This window comes from Amycolatopsis sp. NPDC033938 (genome assembly GCF_055575975.1).
In genome coordinates, this window is sequence record NZ_JBVIRO010000009.1 from 248,602 (window position 1) to 266,546 (window position 17,945).

15 protein-coding genes and 1 pseudogene are annotated in these 17,945 nt (G+C 68.0%); 13 read left to right on the top strand and 3 right to left on the bottom strand.

The genetic code is table 11. The features are described from left to right. Window positions 1-243: 243 nt before the first annotated feature. Complete coding sequence (locus tag ACZ5ZX_RS23525) at window positions 244-504, top strand: hypothetical protein (protein ID WP_465504139.1); 261 nt, start codon at window positions 244-246, stop codon at window positions 502-504. Between the two features lie 68 nt (window positions 505-572). On the opposite strand, the gene ACZ5ZX_RS23530 is transcribed toward ACZ5ZX_RS23525, so the two are convergent. Continuing rightward, a complete protein-coding gene (locus ACZ5ZX_RS23530) occupies window positions 573-1,265 on the bottom strand; it encodes a GntR family transcriptional regulator (RefSeq protein WP_076167327.1) in 693 nt (230 codons plus the stop codon). A 114-nt stretch (window positions 1,266-1,379) separates the two neighbouring features. On the opposite strand from ACZ5ZX_RS23530, the gene ACZ5ZX_RS23535 reads away from it, so the two are divergent. Continuing rightward, a complete protein-coding gene (locus ACZ5ZX_RS23535; protein WP_465504140.1) occupies window positions 1,380-2,600 on the top strand; it encodes a CaiB/BaiF CoA transferase family protein in 1,221 nt (406 codons plus the stop codon). On the opposite strand, the pseudogene ACZ5ZX_RS23540 reads toward ACZ5ZX_RS23535, so the two are convergent. Both ACZ5ZX_RS23540 and ACZ5ZX_RS23545 read right to left on the bottom strand, forming a co-directional pair. Continuing rightward, window positions 2,557-2,676, bottom strand: a pseudogene (locus tag ACZ5ZX_RS23540) (hypothetical protein); the annotation flags it as partial. The gene ACZ5ZX_RS23535 and the pseudogene ACZ5ZX_RS23540 sit on opposite strands and share 44 nt — an antisense overlap. 38 nt (window positions 2,677-2,714) lie before the next feature. Next, window positions 2,715-3,584 carry an alpha/beta fold hydrolase gene (locus ACZ5ZX_RS23545; protein ID WP_465504141.1) on the bottom strand — a complete coding sequence of 290 codons (870 nt, stop codon included), beginning with the start codon at window positions 3,582-3,584 and terminating at the stop codon, window positions 2,715-2,717. Between the two features lie 67 nt (window positions 3,585-3,651). Between ACZ5ZX_RS23545 and ACZ5ZX_RS23550 the strand changes: the two genes are divergently transcribed. The 11 genes from ACZ5ZX_RS23550 (at window position 3,652) to ACZ5ZX_RS23600 (ending at window position 17,920) form a co-directional block, all read left to right on the top strand. Continuing rightward, entirely contained in the window at window positions 3,652-4,545 is an 894-nt protein-coding gene (locus tag ACZ5ZX_RS23550) for an HpcH/HpaI aldolase/citrate lyase family protein (RefSeq protein ID WP_465504142.1), read from the top strand. A gap of 37 nt (window positions 4,546-4,582) precedes the next feature. After that, window positions 4,583-5,044 carry a MaoC family dehydratase gene (locus tag ACZ5ZX_RS23555; protein ID WP_465504143.1) on the top strand — a complete coding sequence of 154 codons (462 nt, stop codon included), beginning with the start codon at window positions 4,583-4,585 and terminating at the stop codon, window positions 5,042-5,044. 2 nt (window positions 5,045-5,046) lie between these two features. Continuing rightward, complete coding sequence (locus ACZ5ZX_RS23560; RefSeq protein ID WP_465504144.1) at window positions 5,047-6,957, top strand: AMP-binding protein; 1,911 nt, start codon at window positions 5,047-5,049, stop codon at window positions 6,955-6,957. 10 nt (window positions 6,958-6,967) lie between these two features. Then, a complete protein-coding gene (locus ACZ5ZX_RS23565; RefSeq protein ID WP_034307086.1) occupies window positions 6,968-8,128 on the top strand; it encodes an acyl-CoA dehydrogenase family protein in 1,161 nt (386 codons plus the stop codon). A 264-nt stretch (window positions 8,129-8,392) separates the two neighbouring features. Further along, window positions 8,393-9,496, top strand: a complete 1,104-nt coding sequence (locus tag ACZ5ZX_RS23570; RefSeq protein ID WP_465504145.1) for a response regulator transcription factor — start codon at window positions 8,393-8,395, stop codon at window positions 9,494-9,496. 166 nt (window positions 9,497-9,662) lie between these two features. Then, window positions 9,663-11,090: an MmgE/PrpD family protein gene (locus tag ACZ5ZX_RS23575; protein ID WP_465504146.1), complete on the top strand. Its 1,428-nt coding sequence runs from the start codon at window positions 9,663-9,665 to the stop codon at window positions 11,088-11,090. 17 nt (window positions 11,091-11,107) lie between these two features. Continuing rightward, window positions 11,108-12,118, top strand: a complete 1,011-nt coding sequence (locus tag ACZ5ZX_RS23580; RefSeq protein ID WP_465504147.1) for an ABC transporter permease — start codon at window positions 11,108-11,110, stop codon at window positions 12,116-12,118. A gap of 14 nt (window positions 12,119-12,132) precedes the next feature. Then, window positions 12,133-13,206 carry a sugar ABC transporter substrate-binding protein gene (locus ACZ5ZX_RS23585; protein WP_465504148.1) on the top strand — a complete coding sequence of 358 codons (1,074 nt, stop codon included), beginning with the start codon at window positions 12,133-12,135 and terminating at the stop codon, window positions 13,204-13,206. Window positions 13,207-13,218: 12 nt separating this feature from the next. Beyond that, window positions 13,219-15,399, top strand: a complete 2,181-nt coding sequence (locus ACZ5ZX_RS23590; RefSeq protein ID WP_465504149.1) for an ABC transporter permease — start codon at window positions 13,219-13,221, stop codon at window positions 15,397-15,399. Beyond that, window positions 15,396-16,436: a hypothetical protein gene (locus ACZ5ZX_RS23595; RefSeq protein WP_465504150.1), complete on the top strand. Its 1,041-nt coding sequence runs from the start codon at window positions 15,396-15,398 to the stop codon at window positions 16,434-16,436. Before ACZ5ZX_RS23590 ends, ACZ5ZX_RS23595 begins: the two co-directional genes overlap by 4 nt. Next, window positions 16,433-17,920 carry a sugar ABC transporter ATP-binding protein gene (locus ACZ5ZX_RS23600; protein WP_465504151.1) on the top strand — a complete coding sequence of 496 codons (1,488 nt, stop codon included), beginning with the start codon at window positions 16,433-16,435 and terminating at the stop codon, window positions 17,918-17,920. Before ACZ5ZX_RS23595 ends, ACZ5ZX_RS23600 begins: the two co-directional genes overlap by 4 nt. Window positions 17,921-17,945: the final 25 nt, after the last annotated feature.

Sequence of the window (17,945 nt, forward strand, 5' to 3'; positions counted from 1 at the left end):
GCTTGTTTCCGCCCCCGTTTTCTGGTGGGGGGTCGCGGGGGGGGGGCCGTTCAGGGGGTGAGGCTGGTGGCTGCTCCAAAACACCCCCAACCCCCCACACACGACCCAGGCGACCCACGGCTGGACGCGCCACATCGTCGTGGCCTGCGTGCTCAGCCTGATTCCGTTGGCGGTGCTCCCCTTGACCTCGAAGCATCAGCAAGCATAATATAAAATATTAAGTAGCTGACGCGGGAGGCCGCCATGACGCAGGATCACGAACTGAGTCACCGGGAGCTGGCGATCCTTCGCGCGGTGGCCTCCGGGCGAGCGGAGATCACCTGCAGCAGGGAGCCTGACCTGTTCGTCGACGGGTTGCCGTGCTGCGACCAGTACACCGCCCACGTACTCGCTCATCGCGCCCTGATCGTCCCAGCACAGCCGGGGCCGCTCGGGCATCGCGTCCGGGCCCGGCTGACCGCGGCGGGCGTGGCGGCCGCCGGAGTCGTCGGCGAAGCGGCGTGAACACCGGGGAAGACGGCGAGCGGGGCGGCGGCCGGAAAGGTCGTCGCCCCGCTCGTGACCAGCGAGCGTTACTCCTCGTCGGCCCAGAGGCCGCGCTCCTCGAGCACCTTGATGACGCTGTCGGCGCCTTCGAGGATGTGCTGCTCCGCGATGGTCCGCGCCTTGCGGACGTGCCGGCCGCGCAGCGCCTGGACCAGTTCCGCGTGATCGTTGCGGGTGGCGGTGACGTGCTCCTCGATCGAGGCGTAGAAACGGTTCGGCAGATGCTTGACCACGGAGCTGAGCAGCAGCGTCAGCCGGTGGGAGTCGGCGGCGAGGTTGATCTGCCGGTGGAAGTCGTGTCCGAGCCGGGCGAGGGTTTCCTGGTCGCCGGCTTCGACGGCCTTCTCGAAGTCCTCGTTGATCGCTTCGAGCCGGGCGATCTGGTCGGGGGTGATCTTCTTCGCGGCGCGGGCGGCCAGCTCGGAGGAGAACTGGGCCTGCGCCCAGAAGAGGTCCCGGATGTCCTGCCGCGAAACCGGTGCGACGACGAAACCGCGACGGGGGACCAGCTCGACGAATCCCTCACTGCGCAAGGAGAGCAGCCCTTCGCGGACCGGCGTGTTGCTGACGCCCACGGCTTCCGCGATCGGCTCGGTGCGCAGGAACTCGCCCGGTTTGACCTGACCGGACATGATGAGCTCGCGCACGTAGGTGGCGACCTCCTCAGGCAGCTGCTGCCGGCCTTCACTGCTCCGGAGCCTGATCGAGTTGTCGGCCACCCGGCACCTCCCCAATTCGGTTGCGAACATCATATACAACGTTCTGTCGATTATGGCATGGCATCGACAGCTCATCACGCAGGATGAAACATAATATTTCTCGGAAGGAGTGCGATGACGACCGAGGTGAGCGGGCCGTTGACCGGGGTACGGGTGATCGCGCTCGCCGGAATGGGGCCGACGCCGTTCGCGAGCATGCTGCTGGCGGACATGGGGGCCGAGGTCGTGCGGGTCGCCCGTCCGGCGAACCGCCGGGGTCGCGCGCTGGGGCAGACCGAGGGGATGGCGCCCGAGCACGACCTCGCCAATCGCGGGGTGGGCACGGTCGAGGCCGATCTCAAAAGCTCCGCCGGGGTCGATTCGGTGCTTCGCCTCGCCGAGGCCGCCGACGTGTTCATCGAGGGATACCGGCCTGGGGTGGCCGAGCGGCTCGGTCTCGGGCCGGACGACCTTCTCCGGTGCAATCCCGCGCTCGTGTACGCCCGTTTGACCGGGTACGGACAGACCGGGCCGTTGGCCCAGCAGGCGGGGCATGACATCAACTACGTCGCGCAGTCCGGTGCCCTGCACGCGATGGCGAGGGCGGGGGAGGCCCCGCGGCCACCGATCAACCTGCTCGGCGACTACGCCGGTGGCGCGCTGGCGGCGGCTTACGGGATCGTGTGTGCCGTACTGGAAGCCCGGTGGTCGGGTCGCGGCCAGGTGATCGACGCGGCGATGCTCGACGGCGTCGCGTTGCTGACGGCCAAGCTTCAGGGTCTGCGCGCCGCCGGTCGCTACAGCGACGAGCCCGGCACCAACTACCTCGATTCCGGCGCGCCGTTCTACGACACCTACCCCTGCGCCGACGGGCGATACGTCGCGGTCGGGGCGTTGGAACCCGACTTCTACCGCGAATTCGTCTCGCGGCTCGACGTCGACCTTTCCGAATGGCCCGAACAGGACGACCGCACGGAATGGCCGCGCCTGCGGAAATTGATCGCCGAGGCGTTCGCGGCGAAAGGTCGCGACGAATGGGCCCGGATCTATGAAGGTACCGATGCCTGCGTCACGCCGGTGCTCACGTTCGACGAAGCCGCGGAACATCCGCACAACGCCGAGCGTGAGGTCTTCCGCCGGGTCGGTGGTGTCTTGCATCCGAACCCGGCGCCTCGGCTGGGGCGGACGCCCGCTCGTGAGCCGCAGCCACCGGTGGCGGACGTGCTGGACGTGGACCAGCTGATCAGCGCTTGGTTAGCCGAGCCGTCTCCGAGGGCAGCATCCCGAAGCGCTCGCGGTACTGGCGGGCGAACCGTCCAGGATGGAAGAGGCCCCATCGCGCCGCGATCTCGGTGACCGACCAGCGCGTGTCCGACCACGGTGTTCGACGTGCCCTGATGTTTGTCCGTGAAGGCCTCCTTGAGGGACCCAGAGTCCCTCAAGGAGGCCTTCACGGACCCAGCCGGAAGGTCAGGCCAGGTCGTGGGTGAGGAAATCCCGCAGATGCGTGGTGAAGACGTCGTTGTCGTCGCCGGTGATCATGTGCCCGGCGGCGACCGCGACCTCGCGTGCGGTGGGGACGAGGTCAAGGAATTCCGCCGCTGACTCGGCCGTCACGATGTCCGAGTGCAGGCCGCGCACGAGCAGGGTCGGTATCGCGATCGCGCGCGCGGCGCGCCTGAGCCGTTCGGGGGAGTAGTACCCCGCGTCGGCGGTGGAGCCGAGGAACCGGGGATCCCAATGCCAATACCAGCGCCCGTCCTCGCCTCGGCGCAGATTGCGCTTGAGGCCGTCGAGGCTGTGGGAACGAGGTCGTTCCGGCCGATAGGCGGAAATGGCGTCCGCGGCTTCTTCGAGGGTGGCGAACCCGTGCGGCGCACCGGTCATGAAGCGTTTGACGCGGGACTGTCCGGAGTGCTCGGTGCGGTGGGTGATGTCGACCAGCACGAGTCCGGCCAGGGTGCCGGGGCGCTCACCTTCGGCGGTGAGGGCGGTGCGCCCGCCCAGTGACGCACCTACGACCACGGGCTTCGTGTCCAGCTGGGCCACTATCGCGTAGAGGTCGGCGGTGAAGTCGTCGAGGGTGTACCGGCCGTCCGGTGACCATTCGCTGTCGCCGTGGCCGCGAGTGTCGATCGCCCAGGCCTGCCAGCCTTCCGCGGCGAGAGCGCGCGCGGTGCGGTTCCAGGAGTGACGGGTCTGGCCGCCGCCGTGCAGCAACAGCACGGTGCCGCGATCTGAGCCGGGTCGTTCCCAGCGGTCGCCACTGAGCCGGAGGCCGTGTGCCCCGCGGAAGGTGGTCGTCTCTTGGAGCATTTCGGTCGCCTCTCGCCTCGGCACGCTCCGTAGTATATATTTTATATTTAACGACGGCGAACAGCTTCGAGGAAGTCAAGGGAGACGCACGATGAAACCGTATCGCTCGATGCTCTTCGTTCCCGGCCACAAGGCGGCCTGGGCGGACAAGGGCATCGCTTCGGGGGCGGACGCCTTGATCCTCGACCTCGAGGACTCGGTCCCGGCCGCGGAGAAGGATCAGGCTCGCGAGACCGTCGCCGGCACGATCGACCGGCTGACCGCGGACGGAGTGCGCCCCGACCTGTGGGTACGCGCCAATCCCGAGGTGAGCGGCCTGCTGAGCGCCGACCTCGAAGCGGTCGTCCGCCCCGGTCTGGCGGGGTTGTTCCTCGCGAAGGTGTTCACCGCGTGGGAGATCGTCCGCCTCGACGGCGTCCTGACCCACCTGGAGCAACGGGACGGGCTTGAACCGGGTTCGGTGAAGCTGATCCTGAGCTTCGAGACGGCGACGTCGATGGCGCACTGCGAGGAGATCACCGCCGCCAGCCCGCGGGTGGCGTCGTTGCTGGGTGCCACGGGGCCGAACGCCGATGTCGGGCGTGAACTCGGGTTCGAATTCACGCCGGCCGGGCTGGAGACGCTCTACCTGCGCAGCCGGCTGGTGCTCGCGGCCCGGTCGAACGGCCTCCATCACCCGGTGGCCGGGGTGTGGCAGGACATCAAGGACTTGGACGGCTGTCGCCGGTTCTGTCTGGACAACCGAGGCCTCGGGTACCGGGGCCTGGTCGCGATCCACCCGTCCCATGTCGCGGTGGCGAACGAGGTGTTCGCGCCGTCGCCGGAGCAGGTCGAGCAGTCCCGCCGGATGATCGCCGCGTTCCGCGAGGCGGAGGCCGCGGGCAGTGCGGCGGTCGACTTCGAAGGGCAGCACATCGACATCGCGCACGTGAAGACGGCCGAAGGCGTCATCGAACTGGCGGACGCCTTGTCGATTCACGCGTGACCCACCAAATATATAATATTTTTGAAAGGATCGTCCGATGGCAGGTCTGTACTTCGAGGAGTTCGAACCCGGGATGGTCATCGACCACCCGACCCGCCGCACCGTCACCGAGGCGGACAACACCCTGTTCAGCGTCATGACACTGAACCTCGCGCCACTGCACCTGGACGCCGAATACAGCAAGAACTCGATCTACGGCCAGCGTCTGGTCAACAGCCTGTTCATCCTGGGACTGGTGTCCGGGGTGACGGTGCCGGAGACGACGCAGGGGACCACACTCGGCAACCTCGGGTTCGAGCAGATCAAGTTCCCCAAGCCGGTCTTCCACGGCGACACCATCCACGTGCGCACCGAGATCGTCAGCAAGCGGGAATCCAAGAGCCGGGACGACTCCGGCATCGTGATGTTCCGGCACTTCGGGATCAACCAGCGTGACGAGATCGTCTGTGACGCGCTGCGCGCCGGGCTCATGATGAAGCGCCCCGCGAAGCAGGACTGACCATGCCTGACATCGCTTGGGTCCCGGACGACGCGGTCCGGGAACGCAGCCGCCTGCTGGCCACGCTGCGCCGATGGGGCTTCGCCGGAGTGGACGACTTGAACCGCCGGGCCATCGCGGACCCGGAATGGTTCTGGCGTGAAGTCGTCGACGACCTCGGCGTCGAGTTCACCGAACCGTTCACCCGGGTGCTGGACGAGTCCGAGGGCAAACCGTTCCCGCGGTGGTTCCCCGGCGGCCGGATCAACGTCGCGACCTTGGCCGCCCACCGTCACTCGCGGTCGGAGAAGCTCGCCGTGGTGTACGAAGGCGATTCGGGGCAGCGCCGGACGTTGACCTTCGCCGAGCTGGACGAGCAGGTGCGCCGGTTCGCCGCGAACCTGGCCGCGCTCGGGGTGTCACGGGGCGATCGGGTCGTGCTGTTCATGCCCGTGGTCCCGGAGGCCGTCGTCGCCTTCCTGGCGATCGCGATGCTCGGCGCGGTGTCGGTCCCGGCTTTTAGCGGCTACGCCGCCGACGCGCTGGCCACCCGGCTACAGGACTCCGAAGCCGTCGCGCTGATCACCGCGGACGGCACCACTCGGCGCGGCAAGGAGGTCGGGCTCAAGGCCACCGCCGACGCCGCGGTCGCGGAGGCGCCGTCCGTCCGCGCGGTCGTCGTCCTCCGGCACCTGGGCACCGATGTGCCGATGAAGGCCGGCCGCGACGTCTACTACGACGAACTCGACGCCGATCCAGAGCCGGTCGAGACCGCGGCGACGGGATCGAACGACCCGCTCACCATCGTCTACACCTCCGGGACCACCGGGCGGCCGAAAGGCATCGTGCACTCGCACGGCGGGTTCGCGGTCAAGACCGCCACCGACTTCGCTTATGGCTTCGATGTGCACGCCGACGACGTGGTCTGCTGGATCACCGACCTCGGCTGGCTGGTCGGCCCCATGCTGATCGCCGGGCCGCTGCAACTCGGGGCGACGATCGTCATGATCGAGGGGCTGCCCACTTATCCGACGGCGGATCGCCTGTGGGACGTCGTCGAGCGCAACGGTGTGACTGTGCAGGGCATCGCCCCGACGGCGGCTCGTGCCCTGCGGTCCGCGGACGAGCGGCCCGCGCACGCCCTTCCGACGTTGAGGTCCTTCGTCTCCACCGGCGAAGCGTGGGACGAGCCGACCTGGTGGTGGCTGTTCGACCAGGTTGGCAAGCGGCGGATCCCGATCGTCAACTACAGCGGCGGCACCGAGGTCGGCGGCGGCATCCTGATCGGCTATCCGTTCCTGCCCGCCGCGCCGGCGGCGTTCACGGGCCCCTTGCCCGGCGTCGACGCGGCTGTGCTCGACGACGACGGGAAGCCGGTCGTGGACGCGATCGGCGAACTGGCGGTCCGCAACACCTTCCCGGGGATGACGCACGCGTTCTGGCAGGACCGGGAGCGCTACCTCGACGCCTACTGGGCCCGGTTCGATGGCGTGTGGGTCCACGGTGACCTCGCGAGTGTGGACGAGGACGGTTCGTGGGTCATCCACGGCCGCTCGGACGACACGCTCAAACTCGCCGGTCGCCGGGTCGGACCGGCCGAGATCGAGGCCGCACTGCTGAAGGACGGAAGGATCGCGGAGGTGGCGGTCATCGGCGCCCCGGACGAACGCCGCGGCCAGCGCGCGGTGGCCTTCGTCGTGCTCCGGCGCCAGGACGTCGACCTCGACGACCTGCGCGCCACGGCACTGGCGAACGCGGGCAGGTCGTTCGCTCCGGCCGTGTACGTCGTGAAGACGTTGCCCAAGACAAAGAACGGCAAGATCATGCGCCGCGCGATCCGGTCGAGGTTCACTGGCACACCGGTGGGCGACCTGTCCTCTTTGGACCCTGCGACGCCGTTGGAAGACATCCCCGTCCTCGCGGACGAAGAGTAGGAGAGCAGCAATGGCGGAAGCCGAGAACACCGTCGAAATCGTCCGGACGGCCACCCGGGAACTGGCCCGGAAGTTCGACAACGACTACTGGCTGGACAAGGACCGCAAGCACGAATATCCGTGGGACTTCATCAAGGCGTTCGCCGCGGGCGGCTGGCTCGGCGCGATGATCCCGGAGGAGTACGGCGGCATCGGCCTCGGCCTCCGTGAGGCCGCCGTGATGATGAACGAGATCTCGTCCTCGGGTGCGGGGATGAGTGGTGGTTCGGCCATCCATTTCTACGTCTTCCCGCCCGCACCGGTCGTGAAGTACGGCTCGGAGGAGATGAAGCGCGAGTTCCTGCCCCGGCTGGCCTCCGGCGAACTGCTGATGGCGTTCGGCGTCACCGAGCCCGACGCCGGTGTGGACACCTCGCGGATCAAGACCAAGGCCGTGAAGGTGAACGGTGGCTGGAAGGTCAACGGCCAGAAGGTCTTCATCACCAACGCGCAGAACGCGCAGAAGATCCTCCTGCTGGCGCGGACGTCACCCCGCCGCGACGACAAACCGCTCTGGGGGATGTCGCTGTTCCTCGCCGACATGGATCGTGAACACATCGCGGTGCGGGAGATCGACAAGCTGGGCCGTGCCGCCATCGACACCAACGAGCTGTTCATCGACGACCTCTTCGTGCCCGAAGACCGGCTGGTCGGCGAGATCGACAAGGGTTTCTACTACCTGCTCGACGGCTTGAACCCCGAGCGCATCGTGGTGGGCATGGAGGGCATCGGTCTCGGCCGGGCCGCCTTGGAGCTCGCGTCGGAGTACGCGAAGAACCGAGTGGTGTTCGACCGGCCGATCGGGCAGAACCAGGCGGTCGCCCACCCGCTGGCCGACTCGTGGATCCGGCTGGAAGCGGCCGAGGGCATGGCGATGCGCGCGGCGGAGTTGTTCGACGAGGGGAAGCCGTGCGGACCGGAGGCCGCCGCCGCGAAGTACCTCGGCGCGGAGGCCGGTTTCGAGGCGTGCGACCGGGCGTTCTCGACCCTTGGCGGTTACGCGTACGCCAGGGAGTACCACATCGAACGGCTGTGGCGGGAGGTCCGCTTGCTGCGCAATGCGCCGTTCTCGCAGGAAATGGTGCGCAACTACATCTCGCAGCAGGTGCTCGGCCTCCCGCGGTCGTACTGACACCTCGCATTTAGTCCTCTGGATGCGGTACTTGTCTGATCGGGCAAGCCGAGACCCACGCGGAAACACCGGATCTCGACATGCCGAGTGGCTACCGTGGCGTCTACCGCGATCGTCGTTGCGCCGCATGTGGCGATCGCGGCCACGGAGCGCGCCGCGGTGGACGACACCGTGTTCGTGGTGGGGGACTGAGCCACCCTCCGGGTTGACCGTCTGGCGGGCACAATTTATATTGTGTATTTTCCGGTTGTCGTGGAGTGAGCAATGACGCTCGAACGTCTTCGCAGGTCGCCCGGCGGTGCTGTGCTCGACGGCGGCCTCGGTGCCCGGCTCGAACAGCTGTCTGCCGAGGTCGGCGCCGTGCTCGACCGGGAGTTCACCCCGCCGCGCGGTCCGGTGGGCAACGCGGCGGGCGCGCTGCGCTCGCTGTCGGCCATGTGGGACGCCGTGCTCGCCGAGACGATGCACTCGGCTGAGGCGGAGGTATCGCCGGAGCGCCGGCGACGCTTGACCGAGTTGCTCGCCCGCATTCGTTCGGCTGAAGCGGCCGTCACGGACTTTCGGCTCGCCGCCGGAGCTGGTCTTCTAGACCGCGTGCGCGTCGCATTGGCCGAGATCCGCGACGTCACCGGGGTGGAAGAGTTGCTCGCCCGTGCTCCCGAGGCATGCTGTGGTCTGGGTTTCGACCGCGCTCTGGTGTCGCGTGTGGAGGATTCGGTCTGGAAGCTGCACACCATGTGCATCATCCGTGATCCGCGGATGGCCGAAGAGATGGTCGCGGCAGGGCAGGCGGATCCGCCCCGGCTCGACGGCACCCTCGTCGAGACCGACGTCGTCTCGCAGGCAAAGCCGGGGCTGGTGTACGACGTTCAGAACAATCCCCGCGTCGCGCGGAACCTGGTCCGGATCTCCGGCTGCAGCTCCTACGGCATTGCGCCGCTGACCGTCCAGGGGCAGGTGGTCGGTCTGGTCCACGGAGACTGCTATCACCAGCGCCGCGACGTCGACGCGACCGACCGCGCGATGCTTAACCTCTTCGCCGAGGGACTCAGCCAGATCCTCGCGCGGGTGACCATCCTGGATGGACTGTCCACAGTGGCCGCCGGGATAGAACGGCTCGTCGCGCCGGGTTGCCGTCCACCTGTGCGGACGCCCGAGGTCGCGAGCGAGGACTTCGGGCTCACTCAGCGCGAGACCGAGATCGTCCGGTTGCTCGCGGCGGGTGCGTCGAATCAGCAGATCTCCGGGCGGCTCTTCATTTCCGAGGGGACCGTGAAATCCCACGTCACCCATATTCTGCGCAAGCTCGGCGCCGCCAACCGGGCCGAGGCGGTCTCCCGCTGGCTTCGCCGGACCAGCGCGAACTGAGCGGCGGCGCATCTTAAGAAACACGCGAGCAGCTGTCCAGGCGAAACCGGGAAATCTGCCGCCGGTAGTAAAAGAACTCCGACCGGCGACAGATGTGACCTGGTCCGTTCGGCGGCCACACTGACTCCCGCAACGTGGCACAGATCACCGAGGGAGCGCGCAGAAGATGCCGACGATCATCGAGCAACTCGCGGAATTCGCGGCAGATACCGAAATCCGGAACTTGCCGGACGAGGTGGTGAGCGAGTCCCAGCGCATCCTGCTCGACTCACTCGGCTGCGCTGTCGCCTCCCTCGACGACGAAGGCGCTCGACGCGGCGTCGGCTATGGCCGGTACCTCGGTGGTACCGAGGGGCCCGCGTCGATCTTGGGCACGGGGACCACGACCTCGGTGCCTGGTGCGGCCTTCGCCAACGCGGAACTGATCAACGCCCTCGACCAGGACGCCGTTCTCCCGCCCGGCCATGTGACGCCGTACGTCTTGCCCGGAGCCCTGGCGACGGCGGAATCCTTGCAGGGCAGCGGGGAGAAGCTCCTGACCGCGCTCGCGGTCGCGCACGAGATGTCCTTCCGCATCGGCAAGGCGACCGACTACCTGCGCGACATCAAGGACGGTGTCGTCACCATCCCCGACGTCATCGGCTACAGCAGCACCCTGTTCGGCTCGGCCGCCGCGATCGGCGTGGTCAAGGGATTCTCCCGCGAGACCCTGGCCGACGCGCTCGGGATCATGGGGTCCACGGTCCCTACGAACACCCAGCGGGCGTGGATGATGCACGCGCCGTCGACGACGATCAAGTACCAGCTCGCCGGCGGGATGGCGCTGTCGGCGGTCACCGCGGCGAACCTCGCCGAACTCGGGCACACCGGCGACCGGGAGATGCTCGACGACCGCGAGTACGGCTTCCCGCGCTTCATTGGGACCTCCCGGTGGGAACCGGCGCCCATCACGGCAGGCCTGGGTACGGACTGGACTTTCACCCAGTTCCAGTCCTTCAAGCCGTACCCGCATTGCCGCGTGATGCACGCGTTGTTCGACGCGCTCACCGAGATCGTCGAGACCCACGACATCCGCCCGGACGAGATCGACGCCATCGACGCGTGGGGCGAGAGCTTCGTGCTGCAGCCGGTGTGGGTCAACGAGGACATCCGCAATCCGCGTGACGCCCAGTTCGGTATGACCCACGGCTTGGCGATGGCCGCGCACCGGATCCCGCCGGGCAAGGACTGGCAGACACCGGAAGCGGTGCTCGACCCGTCCGTGCTCGACCTGACCAAGAAGGCCACCTTCCGGGAACACCCGGACTACACCGCCGCGTTGCGCGGCGACCCGGCGGCGCGGCGATCCCGCGTCGAGGTGCAAGCCCGCGGCACCACCTTCACCGGCGAACGCGCCTATCCGAAGGGCAGTCCGTCGCCCGACCCGGCGACGTTCATGACCGACGGCGAACTGATCGCCAAGTTCCGGCACAACGTCGAGGACGTCCTCACCGAGGCCGACGCGGACGCCGTCGTCGAAGCCGTCTTCGACCTGCGGAACGTCGAGGACGTCACCGAGTTCACGAAACGGCTCCGCCCGGTCCTTCCCTCCTGACCGAATACGGGATTTCCATGACTACTGTGGCAACGAAGCCACGCGGGTCGCTTCGCGCGCGCCTGGGTGGCTACGACCAGACCTATCCGGTCCTCGCGATCACCGTCTTGCTGGCGCTGGCCGGCGGCCTGACCACGGCGAACTTCCTGAGCGCCGGGAACTTCGCCAGCATCCTGAACCTGTCGGCGGCGTTCGGCATCCTCGCCATCGGCCAGGCGATCGTGATCCTCGGCAAGGGACTCGATCTGTCCGTGGCGGGCATCGGACTCGGCTGTGCCCAGGCGACGCTGGCGTTCATCGACCGCGGCATGCCCGAATGGCAGGCGATCGCCCTGATGACCGCGCTGGCGCTGGCGATCGGCCTGGTCAACGGCATCCTCGTCGCCCTCTTCGAGGTGCCCGCGCTGTTCGTGACGCTCGCGACCGGCATGCTCGCCATCGGCGGGATCGACATCCTGTTCCTCACCGAGAACGTCTACGGCGTGCCGCCCGCGTCGTTCCTGGCCGAGCTCAGCGGCGGCTCGGTCTCGGGGTTGCCCCGTCCGGTGTTGATCGCCGGTGCGGTGTTCCTGCTCGCGTGGTTGTTCGTCGCCTACACCTCATCGGGTCGGCTGATCCGCGCGATGGGGGACAACTTCGCGACCGCACGGTCGACCGGCGCCCCGGTCCGGCCCCTGCAGATCCTCACCTACGTGCTTTCCGCGTTGCTCGCCGCGCTCGCCGGCTATGTCACGGTCTCCCTGCAGGGAAGCGTGCAGACCACGGTCACGTCCTTCGCCCCGATCCTGTTCACCGCGCTGACGGTGGTCGTGATCGGCGGGGTGTCGCTGTCCGGCGGACGCGGAACCATCCTCGGCGTCCTCGCGGGCGCCCTCTTCGTCGGTGTGCTCAACAACCTGTTGGTACTGCACGGCTTGAGCACCGCGGTGCAGGACCTGATCCGAGGCGGCGTGCTCGCCGCCGCGATCGCGTTCGACGCGTGGCTGCATCCGCGCAACGACGAAACCGAGAAATCCGGCGAACTGTGAACGGGAACGGAACCATGAAACTCACCAAGAAGATCCTCGCCCTCACGCTGGCCGCGGTGACGGCCACCGCCGTCGCGAGCTGCTCCGTCGACAGCGGTTCGTCGGAAGCCCAATCCGGCAAAGGAAATCAGGCGTTCGGGTCCACTGTGGAGCTGATGCCCGCGCGGCAGAAGGCGCTCGACACTATGAAGGGCAAGAAGATCGCCTTCGTGCCGATTCTCTTCAAGGGCTACCAGCTCACGGAGAACTGGGGCACGACGATGCAGCGCACCTTCGACAAGGTCGGCACCGAGTTCAAGGTGTACGACTCGAACTTCAGCAGCGACCGGATGATCAGCACCATCAACGACCTGATCGCCCGCAAGGCCGCCGATGTGCTGGTGCTGCAGAACCAGGATCTGGGCCTGCTCGACAACGCCATCGACCGCGCGCAGAAGGCCGGTATCTACACGGTGGTGCTCAACATGATGTCCGCCCGCCTCGGTGACGCCTTCGTCGGTGTCGACGTCTACGGCGCGGCGCAGTCGATCGCCAAGCGTGCGATGTCCGATTGCGACAGTCGCAACGCGCCCAAGACGATCTCGATCATCGACGGCCCCGGCAACGACCCGGCGTCGATTCTGTGGAACCAGGGGATCAAGGACGTCGTGGAGCCGGCGGGCTACAAGGTCCTCGTCGCCCACTCGCAGTTCCAGAACGCCCAGGCGCAGGCGGCCGCCGAATCGGTGCTCCAGCAGCAACAGGGCAAGCTCTGCGGCTTCATGGTCACCTTCGACCTCAACTCGATCACCGTCGGGCAGACGGTCAAGGCCGCCGAATCGCGCGGCCAGGTACAGCCCGGCTCGGTCGGCGTCTACACCCTCGACGCGGACAGCAACTGGTGCGCCGCCCTGAAGCAGGGCCTGGTGACGGCCTCGGCCGCCTATGACGTCCAGGGAATCGGTGCGGCGGGCGCGGTCGCCGCGCAGAACCTCGTCATGAACGGCGCGCAGCCGGGCAGCACGCACTCGGTCGCGTACGTGTCGGACACGATCGTCGACAAGACCAACATCGACAAGACCACCATCGCCTGCTACGAGAGCCAGTAGGGACGAGCACCGATGACGACTTCGTCTCGCGGGTTCTCCCCGCTGCGGCGCGGGCTCGACGCCTTCGGCATGACCGGCGGCAGGCCCACCGAAAGGATCGCGCGGTTCCGCACGATCTCCGATCTGTTCGAGAAACGGTGGATGGAAGGCGCCGTCCCGCTGGTACTGGCGCTCGCACTGTGCCTGTACGTCCTGATGACCACGAACGTCGGCGCCGACAACGCGTCGCTGGTGCTGGACGAAATGGCCGAGTTCGGCCTGCCGGCGATCGGCCTGACGGTCGTCCTGGTCGGCGGCGGCATCGATCTGTCGGTCGGCTCCATGGTCGGGGTCTGCGCGCTCGGCGCGCTGGTCGCCGACCGGGTGTGGCTGTGGCCGACGGCCGTGGTCGTCCCGGCGGCGATCGTGACCGGCGCCCTGCTCGGGGCGGTCAACGGGTTCTTCATCGCGATCCTGCGGATGCGCCCGTTCATCACCACCCTGGTCACGCTCATCGCCTTCGGCGGCGCCGCTTCGGTCCTGCAGAACGCGAACAGCACCAGGATCGGGATCGCCAAGGACTCCCTGGTGTGGGACTTCCTGAGCAACGGCCGGATCATCGGTGTCCCGGCCGCCTGGTTCCTCTTCGCGGTGGTGCTGCTCGTCGTGCATCTCGCGCTGACCCGCTCCCGCTGGGGCTGGTGGGTCACCGCGACCGGCTCGGACCGGCGTTCGGCACGGCGCAACGGCATCCCGGTCACCGCGGTAACGTTCTGGACCTACGTGCTTTCCGGCGCGCTGGCCGGCACAGCGGCGATCCTGACCTCGGCGCGGCTGGCCCGGACCGACCCGAACGTGGGACACGGGTGGGAGATCATCGTGCTCACCGCCGTCGTCCTCGGCGGGGTGAGCATCCAGGGCGGCCGTGGTTCGGTCCTGCGGGCGACCGTCGGGGTCGCGGTGGTGGCGATCATCCAGCAGGCGACCGTCTCCGACGGCGCTCAGGGCTCCTTCTACACCGTCGTCCTCGCGGCTGTGCTCGCCGTGTTCACCATCCTGGACCTGAAATGGGGCAAGTACCGGCAGCGCGCGGTCGAGAAGCTGAAGATCGACCCCGCCCGGCTCACGCTCGGTCCGCTCCTCGACGTCACCGAACCGGGCACCGTCTGGTCCCCGAACCGGCGGCTCACCGATGCGCCACCCGTGGGTCTCGGGAAGATCCGCGGCGCGGAGGACTGCGCCGTCGACGCCGAGGGCAACGTGTACTGCGGCGACCAGCGTGGCTGGGTGTGGCGCTTCCGAGGGCCGGAGGACACCGAAGGCGAGGTCTTTTCCCGCACTGGCGGCTTCCCCTGCGGGCACGTCTGGGACGCCGAGGGCAGGCTCGTCGTCGCCGTCGGCGGCATGGGGATCTACCGCATCGGTCCGGACGGCGAACCGGAACTGGTCGCCAACCAGGTCAAACGCAGCCCGCTGTCGCTGATCGACGATTCGGGTCTGCGCGCGATCGACGACCTCGACATCGCGCCCGACGGGTCGATCTACGCTTCGGACTTCTCCACCCGGACCAACACCGCGGACTTCCTGCTCGAACTGGTCGAGTTCCGGCCCAACGGACGGATCGTGCGGGTGAAACCGGACGGGACCACCGAGGTGGTCGTGTCGAACTACGTGTTCCCCAACGGGGTCTGCACCTCTCACGACGGCGAGTCGATCCTCGTCGCCAGCACCGGCCTGTGCCGCGTCGACCGGCTGTGGATCTCCGGCCCCAAGGAGGGACGGCTCGAACCGGTGCTGGAGAACCTGCCCGGTTACCCGGACAACATCAACCGCTCCTCGGACGGCAACTACTGGATGCCGCTGTGCGCCATGCGGACCCAGATGTCGGACCTGCTCGGCCGGTACCCGTCGGTCCGGCGGCGGATGACCCGCGAGGTGTCCGTCGACAACTGGGTGGTGCCGCAGCTGAACGTGTCGTGCGCGATCAAGTTCAGCGACAGCGGGGAGATCCTCTCGGTGCTGTGGGACGAGACGATGGAGAACTACCCGATGGTCACCGCGGTCAAGGAACGCGACGGTCATCTGTACCTGTGCGGGGTCAGCAACAACCGGATCGGACGGCTGCCGCTGGATCCGGCCGAGATCGGCGACATCGATCCGTCGGCCGTACCCGGTACGGCAGGAGCGCGCCAGGTCGCGGAGGTGACCCGATGAGTCTTTCCACGCTCAAGGAACTGATCAATCCGAACTGGGCCAGGCGCCGCGGTGTGCCGCCGATGGACACCGGGCTGCGGCCGAATCTCCGGCTCGACGAAGCCTCCGAGCTACTGCCCTCCGGTGAGTTCGAACCCGACGACGTCGTGGTCACCAGCGTCGGTGAGGCGGTGTTCAGCAGCGGAAACCTGGTTCTCGCTCTGCGCGGGAGCGACGTGGTGCGCGTCGCCGAGCTGGGAGGCCGCGTGACGGCACTCGCAGTCCGCGGCGACGAGATCCTCGCCGCGGTGGACGGCGTCGGGATCGTCTCGGCTGCCTCGTCGGCGGAGGTGTGCACGGCTGCTCCGGTCACGTCCTGCGTGACCGATCTGACCGTGGCGCCGTACGGCTTGCTGCTCGCGACCGTCGGATCGACGAGTGAGCGGGACTGGGCTCGCGCGCTGGTCACCGGCGACCGGTCCGGGGCGATCGTGCGGGTGGACGGTCCGAGCGCCGAGGTGGTGGCCGAGGGTTTGGCCTGGCCGTCGGGGATCGAGGCATCGGACGAAGAGGTGCTCGTGTCGCTCAGTCTCGAGCACCGCGTCGAGACGCGATCGCCGGACGCGCTGGGCAGGCCGGGGCGGGCGCTGATCGCGAATCTGCCCGTCTATCCCGGGCGGGTGTCCGGTCGGTGGTTCGCCGCGCCGTACATCCGCAACCGGGTCACCGAGATGCTCCTCGACGAGCCCGAAGTGCTCGCCGAGATGACCGGGACGATCAGTCCGGCGGAGTGGTTCGTGCCCCGCCTGCGCGGCGGGAGCCCGTTCACGGAAACCATGCAGATGGGCCAGCTGCGCGTACTCGGCGTGGTGAAGAGCTGGGCGCCCGCCAGATCCTGCGGCCTCGTGTTCCGGGTGGACGGTGCGGGCCGGGTGGCCGAAAGCGCCCACGCCCGCGTCGACAGCGCGCGACACGGCGTCACCGGCGTGGCCGTGCGCGACGGCCGCGTGCTCGCGGCGGCGCGTGGCTACGGCAATCTCCTGGAGGTGCGAGCGTGACACCGGTGATCCGGCTGACCGACGTCAGCAAGCGTTATGGCGGGACCTACGCCCTCGATGGCGTCGACTTCGACGTGGAGCCGGGAGAGATCCACGCGCTGCTGGGGGAGAACGGTGCCGGCAAGTCCACGATGGTCAAGATCATCTCCGGCGCGGTCGCGCACGACTCCGGGACGCTGGAGATCGAGGGGCACAGGCGGTCCTTCACCACCCCGCGCGACTCGGTCGAGGCCGGGGTGGCGATGGTCTACCAAGAGGGCTCGCTCGTCGAGTCGATGACGGTGGCGCAGAACCTGTTCATGGGCGACGAGAAGGTGTTCAACAACCTCGGGCGGCTCAACGTCGTCGCCCGTGAACTGCTGGAATCGCACAACTTCCACATCCGGCCCGACGTCCCCGCCGGGGCGCTCGGCATCGGCCAGAAGCAGATGGTCGAGATCGCGCGGGCGGTGCACCGGAACGCGAAACTCGTCATCCTCGACGAGCCGACGTCCTCGGTCACGCCCGAGGAACGGCTCCAGTTGTTCCTCTCGATGCAGAGTCTCAAACGTCGCGGGATCGGCGTCATCTTCATCACGCACATGCTCGACGAGGCGTTCGAGCAGGCGGACCGCATCACGGTGCTGCGGGACGGCGTCGCACAGGGAACCCTCGCACGTCCCGAATTCACCCGGGAACGCGTGGTCAAGATGATGGTCGGCCGCACCGTCGAGATGGGCCGCGTGGCGCCCAGCCGCGCACCGGAACCCGTCCCGGCGCTTCAGGTGGAGGACGTCACGCTGCTGCCCGTGGTGCGCAACATGGCGTTCTCGGCGTACGCGGGCGAGATCGTCGGCATCTACGGGCTGGTCGGCGCCGGCCGCAGCGAGACCGCGATGATCGTCAGCGGTGTCATGAAACGGCGACGGCTGCGCGGCGGAACGGTACGGCTGAACGGGAAACCGGTCCGCTTCCGCACACCTCGCCACGCCCGCAAGGCCGGGATCGTGTACATCACCGAAGACCGCAAGGCTTCGGGGTTCTTCAGCCATCTCACGATCGCGGACAACATCTACCTCGGGCACCTGTGCAGCGCGCTGCGCCTGCCGTTCCTCTACCGGCCCGGCGACCGCAAGTCGGTCGCGAAACGGTTCGTCGAACGCTTCCAGGTGCGCACCCTGCAACCCGGCAAGGCGACCGTCGAAGAACTGAGCGGTGGCAACCAGCAGAAGGTCGTACTGGCCAAGGGGCTGACCCGCAAACCGCTCGTCGCGATCATCGACGAACCCACGCGTGGCGTGGACCTCGGCACCATTCCCGAGATCCACGCGATGATCCGCGCACTCGCCGACGACGGCGTCGCGGTCGTGGTCATCTCGTCCTACCTCCCGGAGATCCAGGCGCTGTCCGACCGCGTGCTCGTGGCGCGGGCGGGCAGCATCGCCGCCGAGTTCTCCCCGGAGGAAGCGGACGAGGAGAGCCTGATGTTCGCCGCCGTGCACTGACCCCCACTACCTCAAGGACGAGACC

Excerpts from the sequence above, each read along its gene's own strand:
- ACZ5ZX_RS23525 (WP_465504139.1), top strand. The coding sequence starts at position 244 with ATGACGCAGGATCACGAACTGAGTCACCGGGAGCTGGCGATCCTTCGC.
- ACZ5ZX_RS23535 (WP_465504140.1), top strand. The coding sequence starts at position 1,380 with ATGACGACCGAGGTGAGCGGGCCGTTGACCGGGGTACGGGTGATCGCG.
- ACZ5ZX_RS23550 (WP_465504142.1), top strand. The coding sequence starts at position 3,652 with ATGAAACCGTATCGCTCGATGCTCTTCGTTCCCGGCCACAAGGCGGCC.
- ACZ5ZX_RS23555 (WP_465504143.1), top strand. The coding sequence starts at position 4,583 with ATGGCAGGTCTGTACTTCGAGGAGTTCGAACCCGGGATGGTCATCGAC.
- ACZ5ZX_RS23560 (WP_465504144.1), top strand. The coding sequence starts at position 5,047 with ATGCCTGACATCGCTTGGGTCCCGGACGACGCGGTCCGGGAACGCAGC.
- ACZ5ZX_RS23565 (WP_034307086.1), top strand. The coding sequence starts at position 6,968 with ATGGCGGAAGCCGAGAACACCGTCGAAATCGTCCGGACGGCCACCCGG.
- ACZ5ZX_RS23570 (WP_465504145.1), top strand. The coding sequence starts at position 8,393 with ATGACGCTCGAACGTCTTCGCAGGTCGCCCGGCGGTGCTGTGCTCGAC.
- ACZ5ZX_RS23575 (WP_465504146.1), top strand. The coding sequence starts at position 9,663 with ATGCCGACGATCATCGAGCAACTCGCGGAATTCGCGGCAGATACCGAA.
- ACZ5ZX_RS23580 (WP_465504147.1), top strand. The coding sequence starts at position 11,108 with ATGACTACTGTGGCAACGAAGCCACGCGGGTCGCTTCGCGCGCGCCTG.
- ACZ5ZX_RS23585 (WP_465504148.1), top strand. The coding sequence starts at position 12,133 with ATGAAACTCACCAAGAAGATCCTCGCCCTCACGCTGGCCGCGGTGACG.
- ACZ5ZX_RS23590 (WP_465504149.1), top strand. The coding sequence starts at position 13,219 with ATGACGACTTCGTCTCGCGGGTTCTCCCCGCTGCGGCGCGGGCTCGAC.
- ACZ5ZX_RS23595 (WP_465504150.1), top strand. The coding sequence starts at position 15,396 with ATGAGTCTTTCCACGCTCAAGGAACTGATCAATCCGAACTGGGCCAGG.